We start from the raw sequence: 15,259 nt of genomic DNA, 5'->3' as shown, positions 1-15,259 counted from the left end.
CCCGCGCAGTTAGTGCCTATTCCGAATGCCGGTATAAAGCCGAAAGGAATAAGAAAACTGAAGAATGGAATTCTCTGACCGCTTATGCGATAGTCGAGAACGTCCGAGAAAAAACAAACCAACCTATAACATCTTCAACCTGAAATCGAAGGGGTTTAGTGTGAACAAGTCCGAACTTATCGATGCAATTGCAGAGTCCGCAGATATCTCCAAAGCCGCCGCTGGCCGTGCTCTGGACGCAATGACCAACTCTATCACCGGTGCCCTGAAAAAAGGCGATCAGGTAACTCTGATCGGTTTTGGTACCTTCTCCGTTAAAGAGCGTGCTGCTCGTACCGGTCGTAACCCGCAGACTGGTGCCGAGATCAAGATCCCGGCCTCCAAAGTGCCTGGGTTCAAAGCAGGCAAGGCCCTGAAAGACGCCGTTAAGTAACGGTTCTTTCTCCGGTGGCTTCTGTCAAAGGGAGCCACCCAAGAAGAATTCAAGGCGCATTCCAAACCGGGTGCGCCTTTTTACGTTAAGTCCGCCCGTAACAGCACGCTGAAACGAATAACACTGCACGACCTTGAACAGGGATCCGGGAGAAACATGCTTCAAGATATTCGGGAAAATGCCCAGGGCACGATTGCAAAGATCATCATTGGTCTGCTGATTGTGTCGCTATCCATCTGGGGAATGGACGCCATTGTTGGCGGATTCTCCGGCGAGCCTGAGGTGGCAACGGTTAATGGCGAGGATATTACCGAGCGGGAGTTTCTCCGCGTGGTCCAGATGGAAAGTCAGCGCCGGCTATCCAGAATGGAAACACCCGATCCTTCCATGCTTAATGAAGATCAGATTCGGACAGATGTTCTGGATTCCCTGATCCAGGAACAGGTCCTGATCCAGGATGCCAATGCCCAGGGTCTCGAGCTCAATGATGCTGATATCGACGCGTTGATTACCCAGATGCCACAGTTCCAGGTGGATGGCCAGTTCAACCGTGACCGTTTCGTTTCCACGGTCCGCAATATGGGCATGGGTGTAGGCGAATTCCGCGAAGCCATGCGTAAGCAGTATGTCGTCAACCAGATCCGTGCAGGCATCGTTCAGAGTGGCCTGGTGGCGGATGAAAACGCCCGGCAGCTGCTCCAGATCCAGAACCAGACCCGGAGCTTCCGGGTGCTGAATATTCCGGCCAGCGCAGTGGCGGATACCGTCTCAGTTACTGACGCGGACGTTGAAGCTTTTTATGAGGAGAATTCCGGGGCGTTCCAGCAGCCGGAACGGGTTGATGCTGCCTACATCACCCTGTCGCTTGGCGCGCTCGCCGAGAGCATTGAAATTGACGATGCGGAGCTTCAGGCCTATTACGACCAGCGTTCGGCTGATTTGGCAAGCGAGGAGCGTCGCGCCTCCCATATCCTGATAGAAGAGGGCAGTGACGCGGACGAAACCATGGCCGCTATCCAGGAGCGCCTGTCGGCCGGTGAATCCTTTGCCGACCTGGCCCGGGAATATTCCATTGATACGGTCTCTGCCGAGGAGGGCGGCGATCTGGGTTACGCCGGCCGTGGTATCTACGCGGAAGCCTTTGAGGAGGCTTTATTTGCCCTCGAGAAAGGCGAGATATCCGAGCCCGTTCGCACGTCGTTCGGTGTCCATTTGATCCGCCTGGAAGATGTGAGGGAATCAGACGTACCCTCCCTGGCCGAAATGGAAGCGCAGCTACGACGTGAGCTTGCCCGTGAACAGGCCCGTGAGCGTTTTGCAGAAGTTCGTGCCGAGCTTGCCGACTCAGCTTATTCGGCCGATGATCTGGCCGGCCCCGCGGAAGAGCTCGGGCTTGAGGTGCGCGAGGCCATTGGCATTACCCGCGACGGCGGCCAGGCCCCGTTTGATCATGCTGGTCTGGTTCGGCAACTGTTCTCCGAAGATGTCCTGGAGGCCGGCTACAATACCGAGTTGATTGATGTCGGTGATAACGTGTCGGTTGTCGCGCGGGTTCGTGAGTACCATGAGGCCGAGAAGCTGCCATTGGACGAGGTTCGTGATCAGATTCGTGCGACGCTTGAGCAGCGCAAGACAAGGGAAGCACTTGCGGAAAGGGCTGAGACGATTGTTGCCGACCTTGAGGCGGACGAGAGTCCTGAGGATGTTGGTGAATGGTCGAGCTATGAGGGCCTGGCCAGGAATTCCTCAGAGGTAGGGCCTGCCATTCTACAACAGGTCTTTTCCCTGCCACGTCCGTCGGATGACGCCCGCTTCGGCAAGGCTGTTACGGCCAATTCAGCCGCTGTGATTGCGCTGGACGAGGTCATGGACGGCCAGGTCGGGGAAGAAGGCACTGAGCTGAACCAGCTCCGTGAGTTCCTGGCATCGCTTGAGGGGCAGCGTGAGTACGCCGCTTACCAGCAGTTCCTGAGGAACCGGGCGGAAGTCGAGAGACCGTAACTGGTAAACAGGATAGGGGGCGGCAATCGTTGCCTAGTAAAGACAGAAAGCCCGGTGCGTTCGCCCGGGCTTTTTTGTATCTGACTTATCAGTCTGCTGTGACTGTCAGTATCAGCTCGGTGGAAAACGGGTGGGTTTGAGGCTTTCCTTGATCTTCTTGAGGTGCCCGAGGAAGTCCGCGCCGCGTTTCAGGGTTACGCCGGTTGCCAGGATGTCGATAACGCTCAAGTGAATGATGCGTGACGACATTGGCATATAGACCTCGGTGTCCTCCGGAGCGGTGACGCCTAGCACCACCGTGCAGCTCTCTGCCAGGGGGGAGTCGGGATTGGTAATGCCAATCACAGTAGCACCATTGGCACGCGCCAGTTGCGCGATATCCACGGTTTCCCGGGTGCGGCCTGTATAGGAGATGAGCACGATGACATCTCCCACGTTGGCGCCGGCCGCAACCATGCGTTGCATCAGGGCGTCGTCGTAAGACATGACCGGGATATTGAAGCGGAAAAACTTGTGCTGGGCGTCCATCGCGACAGCAGCAGAGCCGCCCATACCAAAGAAGTTGATCTGCTTGGCCTGGATCAGGTAATCGATCGCGGTGGCCAGGGCTTTCGGGTCGAGCGCCTGCCGTGCCTTATCCAGGCTGGCAATGGTACTGAGCATGATCTTGTCGGCGAATTCGGCAACGGTGTCGTCCGGCTCTACGTTCTGTCCGATATACGGGGTGCCGGTGGCAATGCTCTGTGCCAGGCGTATCTTGAAATCCGGAAAGCCTGTGGCTGAAAAGCCACGGCAGAAACGGTTGACTGTGGGTTCGCTGACGTCGGCGGCTCGGGCCAGGGCAGCTATGCTGTAACGGGTGGCTGCACTTGGATCGCGGAGGATGGCCTCGGCCACTTTCCGCTCGGATTTGTTAAGGGTCTCCAGTCTGGACTGGATGTCCTCAAGCAGATTGTCGTCACGGTGCGCCTGGTTCGCGGCCATCAATGGTACTCCCTGAATCATGGGCGGTCGTTGTCTTGAAAACGCGGTGATTATACCGCTTTTTTACCGGTTTTGGGGTAGTAAAAGTGTCAAGAAGCGCAGTTTTTTCTTGGAAAATGGATTTTTGGATGTCATTATTTGTTTAAAATTACTACATTGAGTCCTGTCGTCGGGTTTTTGCGACGGACTGCCCACCAGAGAGAAGTAACCAATGGTCAACAAGATCAATACCCGTTGTGACCTGATGCTATTCGGAGCGCTGGGTGACCTTGCCCAGCGAAAACTGTTTCCGGCGCTGTACCAGCTGGAGCGCGCCAACCTCCTGGCCGATGGCAGCCGGGTGCTTGCCATTGCCCGCACAGAGGCCGATACCGAGACCGTGCGCCAGCAGTTGTTTGACAGGCTGAAGCAGCATGTAAAGCCGGAAGAGTTTGATGCCGAGCTGGCCAAGTCCTTTCTGAAGCGGGTTGATTACCAGATTCTGAATTTTAACGAACCCGACGCTTTCGGTGTGCTCAACGAGTGGCGTGATGACGCCAATAATCAGCTTATTGTTTATATGGCAACCCCGCCGTCCATGTATGGCGTCATAGCCCGGAACCTGCGTTCCGCGAGTTGCTGTACCGAAAAGACTCGGGTGGTGGTAGAGAAACCGATCGGTCACGATCTGGAGTCGTCGAAGGTGATCAACGACGAGCTGGGCGAGGTCTACAACGAGAACCAGCTATTCCGGATTGATCATTACCTTGGCAAAGAAACGGTCCAGAACCTGATCGCTCTGCGTTTTGCGAATAACCTGTTTGCCTCCCAGTGGGACCAGAACCACATCTCACACGTGGAAATTACCGTTGCTGAAAGTGTTGGCATTGAGGGCCGGTGGGGTTATTTCGACAAGGCCGGCCAGATTCGCGACATGATCCAGAACCATCTGTTGCAGCTACTGTGCCTGATCGCCATGGACCCCCCTTCGGATCTGTCCGCGGATAGCATTCGTGATGAAAAGGTAAAAGTGCTCAAGGCGTTGAAGCAGATTACTCCGGACATGATGGACAGCTACGTTGTGCGTGGCCAGTACACCGCCGGCACCAGCAACGGCAAACCGGTTCCCGGTTACCTCGAAGAAGAGGGGGCGAACAAAGGCAGTGCCACTGAAACCTTTGTTGCACTCAAGGCCGAGATCGACAACTGGCGCTGGTCCGGTGTTCCGTTTTACATCCGAACCGGCAAACGCCTGCCCGAAAAGCTGTCGCAGATTATCATTCACTTCAAGCCGGCACCCCACTACATCTTTGATCCGGACCAGAAGCACCTGGCCAACAACAAGCTGATCATCCGTCTTCAGCCAGATGAGGGCATGGCCCTGAAGATTCTCACCAAGGACCAGGGCCTCGACAAGGGCATGCGCCTGCGCCAGGGCCCGCTGGAGCTGACTTTTTCGGAGACTTTCGCTACTGACCGTATTCCCGACGCCTATGAGCGTCTGCTGTGGGAGGTGATGAAGGGCAACCAGTACCTGTTTGTCCGCCGGGATGAGGTGGAATATGCCTGGCGCTGGGTAGACCAGGTTATCCAGAACTGGAAAGACAGCGGCGAACCACCCAAGCGCTACGCCTCCGGAACCTGGGGGCCAGTTGCCTCCATTGCCATGATTACCCGGGACGGGAGGAGCTGGTATGAAGATGTCTGATCTTCGCTTGCCAGAGGGGGTCAGCGACCGTTCAGGAGAAACGCCCGAGAGCGTGGCCTTGAATCTTGCGGATGCGGTCGCCGAGTTCCTGGCTGTCCGCCTGAGAGAGGCGCCCAGGGCGAGCCTCGTGGTATCCGGAGGCTCTACGCCGCTGCCATTTTTCAAGGCGCTCTCGGGCAAGGATCTGGAATGGGGCAGGGTAGACGTTCTGCTGGCGGATGAGCGTTGGGTGGAAGAGAACGACGACGCCAGCAATACCCGTCTGGTTCGGGAAAACCTGTTGCAGGACAACGCCGCGTCGGCCCGATTCCTGTCGCTCAAACAGCCTGGTGCGACACCCTCAGAGGGTCTTGAGCGAGTGAAGGCCGAATTGGCGGATCTGGCTCTGCCCATCGACGTGCTGATTCTGGGCATGGGCAATGACGGCCATACGGCGTCGCTGTTCCCGGACGCACCTGAACTGGAGAGCGCCATGGATCCCGAATGTCAGGAAATCGTTGCGGCTGCCACACCTGCATCGCAACCCCAGAAGCGCATTACCCTGACCTGGCCACCCCTGAGAGATGCCCGCTTCACCGCCTTGCATCTCAAGGGCGAGGACAAGCTGCAGACGCTCGAGCGGGCCATGTCCGAACCGGACAAGGTGCTCGAAATGCCTATCAGAGCTTTCCTGAAGCCTGGCCTCCAGGTGTTCTGGAGCCCCTGAAACGCCTGACCTTTGTTATGGAGAAAACCATGAACCAACTTTCCGATTACCATCGCGAGCGCGTCAGGGCAGTACTGCAATCCTCTCCCCTGGTGCCTGTTATCGCAATCAATGAACTCGACGACGCCGTGCCGCTTTGTCAGGCATTGGTTGATGGCGGCATCAACGTCCTGGAAATCACCTTGCGCACCGAGCACGGCCTCAAAGCTATCGAAAAAGTCCGAAAAGCCATCCCGGACGCCTGGGTCGGTGCGGGTACTGTCACGAGCATTGACCAGTACCGCCAGGTGGAAGCCGCTGGCGCCCAGTTTGTTATCACCCCGGGCGTGACTGAGGCCATCCTGGAGTTCGGCGTAACCTCCGAAGCTCCACTGTTGCCGGGCATTGCCACTATCTCTGAACTGATGGTCGGCTACAATCTCGGCTACCGCGAATTCAAATTCTTCCCCGCCGAAGTCGCCGGCGGCATCCCCGCCCTCAAAGCCTTCAGCGGGCCGTTCCCGGACGTCACCTTCTGCCCCACAGGCGGCATCCGCCGAAACACCGCAGCCGACTACCTGGCCCTCGGCAACGTCCAGGCCGTTGGTGGCACCTGGTTGACCCCTGCAGATGTGGTCGCGGCTAAAGACTGGGCGCAGATTACCGAGATTGCGCAGGGGAGTTTGGCTGATCTTTGACTTCGGTTCTGTTCCCGTAGCCTGAAGCTTTTGGAGTTTGCGCGCTTCGAGGCGGGGCTTCCGGGAAACGCTACGAGCACAGCCAAGCGCACATGGATGTGCTCGTAGCGGTTTTTGGAAACGGGAACCCCACTGCCGCCCGGCACAAGACCCTCAGGCTACAAGGTCTTCCACCGCCGACGGCGGGCTAATCGGGAAGAAATAATCAGCGAATATCCGATCCAACGCGAACAATCTTCATGGTATTGGTTCCACCCTGGGCATTCACATAGTCACCCTTGGTAATCACCACCAGATCACCATCCTTGACCGCCTCGCGATTCACCAGCTCCGACACCGCCAACGCATTGGTCCGCTCGTTCGGAATCTTGGCAGAATCGAACGGAACGGTCTGAACGCCCCGGAACAGCACAACCCTGTGCTGGGTGGAGTGATGGCGTGAGAACGCAAAGATCGGCAGGCTCGACTTGATACGGGACATCAGCCTCGGCGTGGCGCCGGTTTCGGTCATGCAGATAATGGCCGAGACACCCTCAAGGTGATTGGCCGCGTACATGGCCGACAGGGCAATGGCCTCGTCCACCGCTTCCATGCTCTCGTGAATCCGGTGCTTGGACTGATGCATGGACGGATGCTTCTCTGCACCAAGGCAGATCCGCACCATGGCTTCCACGGCCTCCTTCGGGTAATCACCCACAGCGGTTTCGGCAGAGAGCATCACCGCATCGGTGTAGTCCATGACCGCGTTGGCAACGTCTGAGACTTCGGCTCGCGTCGGCATCGGGCTGGTGATCATCGACTCCATCATCTGCGTGGCCGTGATCACCGCACGGTTAAGAACGCGGGCACGGGAGATGATGTGCTTCTGTACGCCAACCAACTGGGCGTCGCCGATTTCCACGGCCAGATCGCCACGGGCAACCATCACGGCATCGGATGCTTCGATTACGGCGTCCAGGGCTTCCACATCGTCGGCAAGTTCCGCCCGTTCGATTTTCGCGACCAGGCCTGCGTCAGAGCCTGCCTCTTTCAGCAGGCGCCGGGCAATGTGCATATCCTCGGCGGTGCGGACAAAAGAGACCGCCACGTAATCCGCGCCCAGTTTGGCGGCCGTCACGATGTCCTGCTTGTCCTTTTCCGTCAGTGCTTCAGCGGACAGGCCGCCGCCGCGCTTGTTCAGGCCCTTGTTATTTGAGAGCGGGCCGCCGATCAGAACGGTGGAGGTGATGCTGTGGTCACTGACCGACTGAACTTCCATCTCTATGCGGCCATCATCGAGAACCAGAATGTCGCCCGGTTCCACATCCTCTATCAGTTGCTCGTAATCGATGCCGACACTTTCTTCAGTACCCGCTTCCTTGTCCATGGCGGCGTCCAGGATAAATGTCTGGCCTGCCTTGAGGGTGACCTTGTTTTCCGAAAACCGTGCGATGCGGAGCTTGGGGCCCTGCAAATCGGCCAGCAGTGCGACGAACCGGCCCTGGGATGCTGCCGCTTCGCGAACGCGGCGGGCTCGCCCTATGTGCTCTTCGGCACTGCCGTGGGAAAAGTTAAGTCGGGTGACATCTACACCGGCGGCAATGATGGCCGCAAGGGATTCCGGAGAGTCGGTAGCGGGGCCGAGGGTGGCGACAATCTTGGTACGCCTGAGCATGGTTGGTGTCCTTTGGTTCTTCAAAATGGTCTCGAACAGAGTAGCGGAATAATCCGGAACGGCCAGATTTACTGGTCGGCCTTGATCAGGGCGAGGGCATTATCCAGCATGCGGTTCGAGAAGCCCCATTCATTGTCGTACCAGGCCATGACTTTTACGTGACGGCCCAGAACCCGTGTGTGGTTGGCGTCATAGATACTGGAGAGCGCATTGTGATTGAAGTCCACGCTGACCAGTTTCTCGACATTATAGCCGAGAACCGGGTTTTTCTCGGCGGCCGCTTTAACCGCTTCGTTTACCTCGTCGGCTGTTGTTTCCCGGCTTGCAATAAAGCCGAAATCTACCAGTGAAACGTTGATAGTGGGTACCCGAACCGCAAGGCCGTCGAGTTTGCCGTCAAGCTCCGGAATGACCTTCCCAATGGCGGCGGCAGCGCCGGTCTTGGTTGGAATCATCGACTGGGTGGCAGAGCGTGCCCGATAGAGATCGGAATGGTAAACGTCGCTCAGTTTCTGATCGTTGGTGTAGGAGTGGATGGTAGTCATCAGGCCACTCTCGATACCAATGGCTCTGTGCAGGGCTTCAACAACCGGTGCCAGACAGTTCGTTGTGCAGGACGCGTTGGAAATGATGTCGTTTTCGGCAGTCAGGGTTTCGTGGTTCACACCGTAGACAATCATGGCATCCGCGTCGGGGCTGGGTGCCGAGATGATAACCTTGCGAGCGCCGGCTTTCAGGTGTGCCGCCGCCTTGTCGCGTTTGGTAAAGAGTCCGGTACACTCGAAAACAACATCAACACGGTGGTCTTTCCAGGGCAGTTCTTCGGGGTTGTGCAGTGCAGTGATGGCAATGCGGTCGCCGTTCACGGTCAGGGATTCGGCGTCGTGGCTAACGTCGGCAGCAAATCGGCCGTGAACGCTGTCATACTTGAGCAAATGAGCGTTGGTTTCGGCGTCGCCAAGGTCGTTGATGGCAACAACCTGGAGCTGGCTCCGGTAGTTATTTTCATACAATGCTCTGAGGACATTGCGACCAATGCGGCCAAAACCGTTGATTGCGATACGAATCGTCATCGTCTGACTCCTTGAGTGGTCGTTTTTGTTCGTTCAACCTCTTAATGTAGTAAATATAACAACAAAAAAAGAATAAATGAACGATTTAACGGTGGAAATACCAAAAAAAGAAAGTAAAATTACGTCTAAAAACGATCACTCCAATAATTTATGCAATGGAGCCCACGATGCACCCAACCGTCGACAAGGTTACCCAGAGAATTATCGAGCGCAGTCGCTCAACGCGGCAGGACTACCTGGATCGCATGAATGCGCTCAAAGCCCAATCCCCGCATCGGAGTTCTCTGTCCTGTGGCAATCTGGCCCACGGTTTCGCGGCCTGTAATCAGGGCGACAAGGACACACTGAAGTTCATGAACAAGGCCAACGTGGCAATGGTAACGGCCTATAACGATATGCTTTCGGCCCACCAACCCTACGAAAAGTTCCCGGATCTTATCCGGGAAGCTGCCCGGGGGATGGGGTCCGTGGCTCAGGTGGCCGGTGGCACGCCCGCCATGTGCGACGGCGTAACCCAGGGCCAGCCGGGTATGGAGCTGAGCCTGTTTTCCCGGGACACCATCGCAATGAGTACTGCCGTGGCCCTGAGTCACAACATGTTCGATGCCACGCTGCTTCTGGGGATTTGCGACAAGATTGTGCCGGGGCTTCTTATCGGCTCGCTGAGCTTCGGCTATCTCCCTACCATTCTGGTTCCGGCAGGCCCGATGCCTTCAGGACTGCCGAACAAGGAAAAACAGCGGATTCGCCAGCTTTACGCCGAGGGCAAGGTTGGCAAAGAGGAACTGCTAGAGGCCGAGAGCAAGTCCTATCACAGCCCGGGCACCTGCACGTTTTATGGCACTGCCAACAGCAACCAGCTGTTGGTGGAAGTCATGGGGCTGCATATGCCGGGGTCGGCTTTTGTAAACCCCAATACACCGCTGCGCGAAGAGCTCACCCGGGCCGCGACCGAGCAGGTGATCAAGCTGTCCAAGCCTCACGGTGGCGAGCTTGGTCTTGGCGACATGGTGGATGAAAAGAGCATCGTCAATGCTCTGGTGGCGCTGCTGGTTACCGGTGGCTCCACCAATCACACCATCCACTGGATCGCGATTGCCCGTGCCGCGGGGATCATTATCGACTGGAACGACTATGCCGAGCTTTCCTCTGTGGTTCCGTCCATGACCCGGATCTACCCCAACGGCCAGGAGGACGTGAATGCCTTCCACGAGGCCGGCGGGACCCCGTTTCTGATCAGAGAGCTGCTGAGCGGTGGGTACCTGCACAATGACGTGAACACGGTGGTTGGCTATGGTCTGGAGCGCTACACCGAGATGCCGGAGTTGGTGGATGAGAAGCTGGTGTGGAAGCCGGCGCCGGAAAAAAGCCTTCGCCCGGATGTACTCAGCCCGGTCGCGGAACCGTTTGCACCGGATGGGGGGCTGAGGGTGCTTGATGGCAATCTTGGTCGTGGCGTCATCAAGGTTTCTGCCGTTGCCCCGGAACATCGAAAAGTTGAAGCACCGGCCGTGGTGTTTAACGACCAGAACGAACTCAAGGCAGCCTTTGAGGCTGGCGACCTGGACAGGGATTGCATTGTGATCGTGCGTTTCCAGGGGCCCAAGAGTAATGGCATGCCGGAACTGCATAAGCTCACCCCCTACCTTGGCGTGTTGCAGGATCGCGGGTTCAAGGTGGGCCTGGTGACCGATGGTCGTATGTCCGGCGCGTCGGGCAAGGTACCCGCGGCGATCCATGTGTACCCGGAGGCACTGGATGGCGGTCCCCTGGCGAAGGTCAAGAATGGTGATCCGGTCTGTCTGGATGCCGAAAACGGTGTTCTTGCCATCCGCGTGGATGAACAGGAGTTCGCCGGCCGGGAATCTGAAAAAGCCGACCTGACCGGGTATCATCACGGCTACGGTCGGGAGTTGTTTGGCTGGATGCGTCGCGCTTCCAGCAATCCCGAGGAAGGGGCCAGCTTTTTCTGGAATCATGAGGCATGACAGCAGCACAGTATTCACTGGTCGGCGATATTGGCGGCACCAACGCGCGTTTCGCCCTGGTAGAGCAGGGCAGTGTGCAGCCCCGGGCCATCGAGATTCTCCCCTGCGGGGAATACACGAATCTTGATGGTGCCGTGCGGGATTACCTGGCTCGGGTTGGGGTTGCGGAGGTGGATGGGGCCTGCCTGGCAGTTGCCTCGCCGGTTCGCGGTACCCAGGTTCGGATGACCAACAACCACTGGCGTTTTGATACCGAAGAAGTCCGGGTACAGTTTGGCTGGTCCAGGTTCAAGGTGATCAATGATTTTACCGCCATGGCCCTCGGCGTTCCTCACGTTGCGGACGACCATCTGGTGCATGTTTGCGGCGGCCCCGGTGACAGCCGTCGCCCCCGACTGGTTATGGGGCCTGGCACCGGGCTCGGTGTTTCAGGCCTGGTGCCCATTGAGCATGGCTGGGTGCCGTTAATGACCGAGGGTGGCCACGTGGATTTCGCTCCCACGGACGATGCCGAAATGGACGTGCTGCGGATTTTAAAGGCCCGTTTTGGACGGGTGTCGGTAGAAAGGATTTTGTGTGGCCAGGGCTTGCTGAACTTGTATCAGGCCCACGCAGAGATTCAGGGCTTGGCTGCGCCGCTGGACGCGCCCGAGAAAATCACCGCAGCGGCGGTAGGAGACACCGATAGCCTGGCTCATCACACGCTCCGCCACTTCTGTGAAATCCTGGGCCGGGTAGCCGGCAACGGGGTTCTAACCCTCGGGAGCACCGGCGGGGTTTACCTTTGCGGCGGAATCCTGCCGCGCTTCCTCGAGTTTTTTCTGGAAAGCCCGTTCCGTAACGGCTTTGAAGATAAAGGAAGAATGCGGCCGCTGCTGGAATTTACTCCGGTTTACGTGGTCACTGAGCCATACACCGGTCTGCTGGGGGCTGCTGAGGCATTGGGTAATCCAGAGGTATAACAGCGGCTTACCGAAGCCTGATTAGAGATAATGCACCAGTTGGCTCTGATCAAAGCGGTACTGGCGGTTATACACGCCGTTTTCTGCCCGTCGGCCGGCTGCCAATACCATGGTCACCAGCCCCTTCCCGGGCAGGTTGAGCAGTTTCTTCACCCGGTGCTCGTCAAAACCCTCCATGGGGCAAGAGTCATAGCCATGGGCCCGGAGCGCGAGCATCAGATTCTGGGCTGCCAGGGCTGTGGATTTGGTGGCCCAGATTTTCATCTCGCAGTTGGAGTAGGGGCCGCGGGGCACAGGCCGGGTGATTCCCACCGCAAGGCCTGCCGCTTTCTTCGCTAAACCCAGAATACCGAAGGGGCCCTGGTTGTAATGAATCAGGGCGACTTTGCGATAGTACTTTTCAACAATTGGCGGCAGTTTTTCTTCCGGCCAGTCCTCAAGGGCTTGCCGAGCATGAGCGCGCCAACTATCCGGTCTGGCAACCACCACGATCAGCGCGGCGGCAGTTTTTGCTGCATTCTGGCCAAGGCAGGCGTTGGCAAGCTTCGCCCTCAGCTCAGGAGTGCGGACAACAAAAAATTCCCAGGGCTGAAGGTTGCTGGAATTCGGAGCGAGGGTTGCCAGCTCCAAACAATCCTCAAGCACCGCGTCGGGAATCGGCTCATCGGTGAAGCGCCTGATCGAGCGGCGCGTACGAACGACTTTCCGGAACTCTTCGATATCGATTTCCGGCAGCGGGAGAGAGCCTGCTTTCGCATTCATGATGTGTCCTTCGAGACTTGTTGTGTCGTGATTGTGCCTCTATCGTTACGGGAAATGCGGGTACATGCAATCACCCTGATGACGGAACGCTCATGACCGAGGATCTTTCCCGGCTTCCCCTCGACGACCTGGTTAGACGCGTGCGTGCGTGTACGATTTGCGCCGACGTTCTTCCACGCGGGCCGAGGCCGGTCATACAGATATCTGAAAGCGCCAGAATCCTGGTGGTCGGGCAGGCACCGGGCAAGCGCGTACATGAAACCGGATTGCCTTTCAACGATCCGAGTGGCGATCGACTTCGACAATGGATGGGGCTTACCCGGGATACCTTCTATGACGAGCAGAAGCTCGCCATCCTGCCCATGGGGTTTTGCTATCCGGGTACCGGTAAGTCCGGAGATCTTCCGCCGCGGCCGGAGTGCGCGCCAGCTTGGCGCAATCTCCTCTTGGATCGTCTGCCAGACATAGGTCTGACTCTTGTTATCGGGCAGTATGCGCATAGCTGGCATCTGCCGGACTGTCGTAAATCTGTAACGGCCAATGTTGAGCATTGGCAGAAGTATTGGCCAGAGATGGTGCCAATGCCTCACCCCAGCCCAAGAAATAACCTCTGGCTGCGTCGGAACCCATGGTTCGAGGACGAGGTGGTGCCCCAGTTGCAACAAAGAGTTGCCCGGCTTCTTGGGCCGGAGCAACAGTAACCGGAGGGGTTCAGGCGCCGTGATGGAGCGCAGTCTTGCGAGTGTCCGAACAAGCGCTTTTCATCAGGTAGCGGTCCAATGCTTCCACATCTGCGCCGCTCGAATAAAGTCCCTGTTTAGTGCGACGCCAGAGAATATCCTCCGAGGTCATCGCCCATTCGTTCTTTATCAGGTGCTCAACTTCCCGCTGATACAGAGTCCCGGCGAAATGTATGCCCAGATCGTCCATTGAGTGGCAATCCCGGAGAATGTCGTAGCTGGTTGTGCCGTAGGTACGAACGTAGCGACTGATCACCTTCTCGGAGAGCCAGGGAAAATCACGTCTGAGGGTTTCTTCCAGTGCCTCATGATTGGCAAAGTCTCCGCCCGGTAAAACGCCAGTCTTGGTCCAGCGCCCGCCGGCCTCCGGAAAGAACTGGCAAAGCTTGTCTGTGGCGGCTTCGGCCAGTTTGCGATAGGTGGTGATCTTGCCTCCGAATACCGAAATCAGCGGCGCCTTGCCTTTTTCACTATTGACCTCGAAGGAGTAGTCCCGTGACGCTTTCTGGGCATTCTCCTGCTCATCGTCCATCAGGGGACGGACACCGGAGTAGGACCAGACAACATCCGAAGGCTCCAGTTGCCGCTTGAAGTGAGAGTTCACGATGTTCAGCAGGTAGTCGGTTTCCTCGGGCGAAATCTTTGCTTTTTTCGGGTCGCCTTCGTAATCCACGTCGGTGGTGCCCACCAGTGAGAATTCGTCCTCGTAGGGAATGACGAAAACGATCCGCTCGTCCTCGTTCTGAAGGATATAGGCCTCGGTGCCCTTGTTCATGCGTGGTACCACAATATGACTGCCTTTCACCATGCGAATCATCTTGGGCGCCGGCATTGAAAGAGTCTCACCGAACAGTTTGCTTACCCAGGGGCCAGAGGCATTCACAATAGCCTTCGCCGATACCGTTTTGTCGGTTTCGTTGGTCATGTCACGAAGTGTGACCTTCCATTCCTTTGAGCCCTGTTCTGCCTTGACGCATTTGGTGCGGGTCAGTATCTGTGCGCCAAACTGCTGTGCTTTCTTTGCGGTCAGAACCACGAGACGGGCATCGTCTACCCAGCCGTCCGAGTATTCAAAGCCTTTAGTGATATCGGGCTTCAGAGGATCCTTCTCATCAAATTTGATCGAGCGGGAGCCCGGAAGGATTTCCCGTTTTGCCAGATGGTCATAGAGAAAGAGGCCGGTGCGAATCATCCAGGCTGGCCGCAGGTGAGGGCGGTGCGGCAGTCGAAAACGCATTGGCCACATAATATGGGGTGAATTACGAAGCAGGGATTCACGTTCGGCCAGGGCCTCCCGGACCAGCCGGAATTCATAGTGTTCCAGGTACCTGAGCCCGCCATGTATCAGCTTGCTGCTGCTCGATGAGGTGGCTGACGCCAAGTCATTCATTTCGCAGAGCAGGACCTTGAGGCCTCGCCCCGCGGCGTCCATGGCAATGCCTGTGCCGTTGACTCCGCCGCCAATGACAACAACGTCAAACTGATCGTACTCCGTAGTCATTGTCGGTCATCTCCTGACGCCAATGGAAAAGACGCTTTGTTGCCATGCGCACTTTTCGATGTTCGATATGGGATATGACTCTATTATGCGA

13 protein-coding genes are annotated in these 15,259 nt (G+C 57.2%); 8 read left to right on the top strand and 5 right to left on the bottom strand.

Annotation, left to right across the window (positions count from 1 at the left end; all coding sequences use genetic code 11):
- Positions 1-160 precede the first annotated feature (160 nt).
- Positions 161-433 carry an HU family DNA-binding protein gene (locus FMN52_RS03930; protein WP_008174603.1) on the top strand — a complete coding sequence of 91 codons (273 nt, stop codon included), beginning with the start codon at positions 161-163 and terminating at the stop codon, positions 431-433.
- Positions 434-589: 156 nt separating this feature from the next.
- On the top strand, positions 590-2,434 hold the full coding sequence (locus tag FMN52_RS03925; protein WP_148607396.1) for a SurA N-terminal domain-containing protein: 1,845 nt from the start codon (positions 590-592) through the stop codon (positions 2,432-2,434).
- A gap of 111 nt (positions 2,435-2,545) precedes the next feature.
- Here the strand turns inward: FMN52_RS03925 and FMN52_RS03920 are convergent, their stop codons facing one another.
- Entirely contained in the window at positions 2,546-3,418 is an 873-nt protein-coding gene (locus FMN52_RS03920; protein WP_088827870.1) for a MurR/RpiR family transcriptional regulator, read from the bottom strand.
- A gap of 211 nt (positions 3,419-3,629) precedes the next feature.
- On the opposite strand from FMN52_RS03920, the gene zwf reads away from it, so the two are divergent.
- Genes zwf through FMN52_RS03905 form a run of 3 tightly spaced genes read left to right on the top strand, consistent with a single transcriptional unit; the run spans position 3,630 to position 6,488 of the window.
- On the top strand, positions 3,630-5,105 hold the full coding sequence (gene zwf / locus FMN52_RS03915) for a glucose-6-phosphate dehydrogenase (RefSeq protein ID WP_148607395.1): 1,476 nt from the start codon (positions 3,630-3,632) through the stop codon (positions 5,103-5,105).
- Entirely contained in the window at positions 5,098-5,811 is a 714-nt protein-coding gene (pgl, locus tag FMN52_RS03910; RefSeq protein ID WP_148607465.1) for a 6-phosphogluconolactonase, read from the top strand. The genes zwf and pgl overlap by 8 nt, the downstream gene beginning before the upstream one ends.
- A gap of 29 nt (positions 5,812-5,840) precedes the next feature.
- Positions 5,841-6,488, top strand: a complete 648-nt coding sequence (locus FMN52_RS03905; RefSeq protein WP_148607394.1) for a bifunctional 4-hydroxy-2-oxoglutarate aldolase/2-dehydro-3-deoxy-phosphogluconate aldolase — start codon at positions 5,841-5,843, stop codon at positions 6,486-6,488.
- Between the two features lie 205 nt (positions 6,489-6,693).
- On the opposite strand, the gene pyk is transcribed toward FMN52_RS03905, so the two are convergent.
- Both pyk and gap read right to left on the bottom strand, forming a co-directional pair.
- The gene (pyk, locus tag FMN52_RS03900; protein ID WP_148607393.1) at positions 6,694-8,142 is read right to left on the bottom strand and encodes a pyruvate kinase; all 1,449 of its coding nucleotides are present in this window, start codon (positions 8,140-8,142) and stop codon (positions 6,694-6,696) included.
- A gap of 68 nt (positions 8,143-8,210) precedes the next feature.
- The gene (gene gap, locus FMN52_RS03895) at positions 8,211-9,215 is read right to left on the bottom strand and encodes a type I glyceraldehyde-3-phosphate dehydrogenase (RefSeq protein WP_148607392.1); all 1,005 of its coding nucleotides are present in this window, start codon (positions 9,213-9,215) and stop codon (positions 8,211-8,213) included.
- A gap of 167 nt (positions 9,216-9,382) precedes the next feature.
- Between gap and edd the strand changes: the two genes are divergently transcribed.
- Together edd and FMN52_RS03885 are read left to right on the top strand one after the other, a co-directional pair.
- Positions 9,383-11,203, top strand: a complete 1,821-nt coding sequence (edd, locus tag FMN52_RS03890) for a phosphogluconate dehydratase (RefSeq protein WP_148607391.1) — start codon at positions 9,383-9,385, stop codon at positions 11,201-11,203.
- Positions 11,200-12,165: a glucokinase gene (locus FMN52_RS03885; protein ID WP_148607390.1), complete on the top strand. Its 966-nt coding sequence runs from the start codon at positions 11,200-11,202 to the stop codon at positions 12,163-12,165. The genes edd and FMN52_RS03885 overlap by 4 nt, the downstream gene beginning before the upstream one ends.
- Before the next feature lie 21 nt (positions 12,166-12,186).
- Here FMN52_RS03885 and FMN52_RS03880 read toward each other — a convergent pair whose 3' ends face one another.
- On the bottom strand, positions 12,187-12,927 hold the full coding sequence (locus FMN52_RS03880) for a nitroreductase family protein (protein WP_148607389.1): 741 nt from the start codon (positions 12,925-12,927) through the stop codon (positions 12,187-12,189).
- A 92-nt stretch (positions 12,928-13,019) separates the two neighbouring features.
- Between FMN52_RS03880 and FMN52_RS03875 the strand changes: the two genes are divergently transcribed.
- Positions 13,020-13,628, top strand: coding sequence for a uracil-DNA glycosylase family protein (locus FMN52_RS03875; RefSeq protein ID WP_148607388.1), 609 nt, complete (start codon positions 13,020-13,022; stop codon positions 13,626-13,628).
- 10 nt (positions 13,629-13,638) lie between these two features.
- On the opposite strand, the gene glpD is transcribed toward FMN52_RS03875, so the two are convergent.
- The gene (glpD, locus tag FMN52_RS03870) at positions 13,639-15,168 is read right to left on the bottom strand and encodes a glycerol-3-phosphate dehydrogenase (RefSeq protein WP_148607387.1); all 1,530 of its coding nucleotides are present in this window, start codon (positions 15,166-15,168) and stop codon (positions 13,639-13,641) included.
- Between the last annotated feature and the right edge of the window lie 91 nt (positions 15,169-15,259).

It is taken from the genome of Marinobacter sp. BW6 (assembly GCF_008107725.1).
GTDB lineage: Bacteria > Pseudomonadota > Gammaproteobacteria > Pseudomonadales > Oleiphilaceae > Marinobacter.
This window is presented reverse-complemented; position numbering and strand designations above follow the sequence as displayed.

Bases quoted from the DNA above. Each gene is read 5' to 3' on its own strand.
- glpD (WP_148607387.1), bottom strand. From the start codon at position 15,168: ATGACTACGGAGTACGATCAGTTTGACGTTGTTGTCATTGGCGGCGGA.
- gap (WP_148607392.1), bottom strand. From the start codon at position 9,215: ATGACGATTCGTATCGCAATCAACGGTTTTGGCCGCATTGGTCGCAAT.
- FMN52_RS03880 (WP_148607389.1), bottom strand. From the start codon at position 12,927: ATGAATGCGAAAGCAGGCTCTCTCCCGCTGCCGGAAATCGATATCGAA.
- zwf (WP_148607395.1), top strand. From the start codon at position 3,630: ATGGTCAACAAGATCAATACCCGTTGTGACCTGATGCTATTCGGAGCG.
- FMN52_RS03920 (WP_088827870.1), bottom strand. From the start codon at position 3,418: ATGGCCGCGAACCAGGCGCACCGTGACGACAATCTGCTTGAGGACATC.
- pyk (WP_148607393.1), bottom strand. From the start codon at position 8,142: ATGCTCAGGCGTACCAAGATTGTCGCCACCCTCGGCCCCGCTACCGAC.
- FMN52_RS03905 (WP_148607394.1), top strand. From the start codon at position 5,841: ATGAACCAACTTTCCGATTACCATCGCGAGCGCGTCAGGGCAGTACTG.
- pgl (WP_148607465.1), top strand. From the start codon at position 5,098: ATGTCTGATCTTCGCTTGCCAGAGGGGGTCAGCGACCGTTCAGGAGAA.
- FMN52_RS03885 (WP_148607390.1), top strand. From the start codon at position 11,200: ATGACAGCAGCACAGTATTCACTGGTCGGCGATATTGGCGGCACCAAC.
- edd (WP_148607391.1), top strand. From the start codon at position 9,383: ATGCACCCAACCGTCGACAAGGTTACCCAGAGAATTATCGAGCGCAGT.
- FMN52_RS03925 (WP_148607396.1), top strand. From the start codon at position 590: ATGCTTCAAGATATTCGGGAAAATGCCCAGGGCACGATTGCAAAGATC.
- FMN52_RS03875 (WP_148607388.1), top strand. From the start codon at position 13,020: ATGACCGAGGATCTTTCCCGGCTTCCCCTCGACGACCTGGTTAGACGC.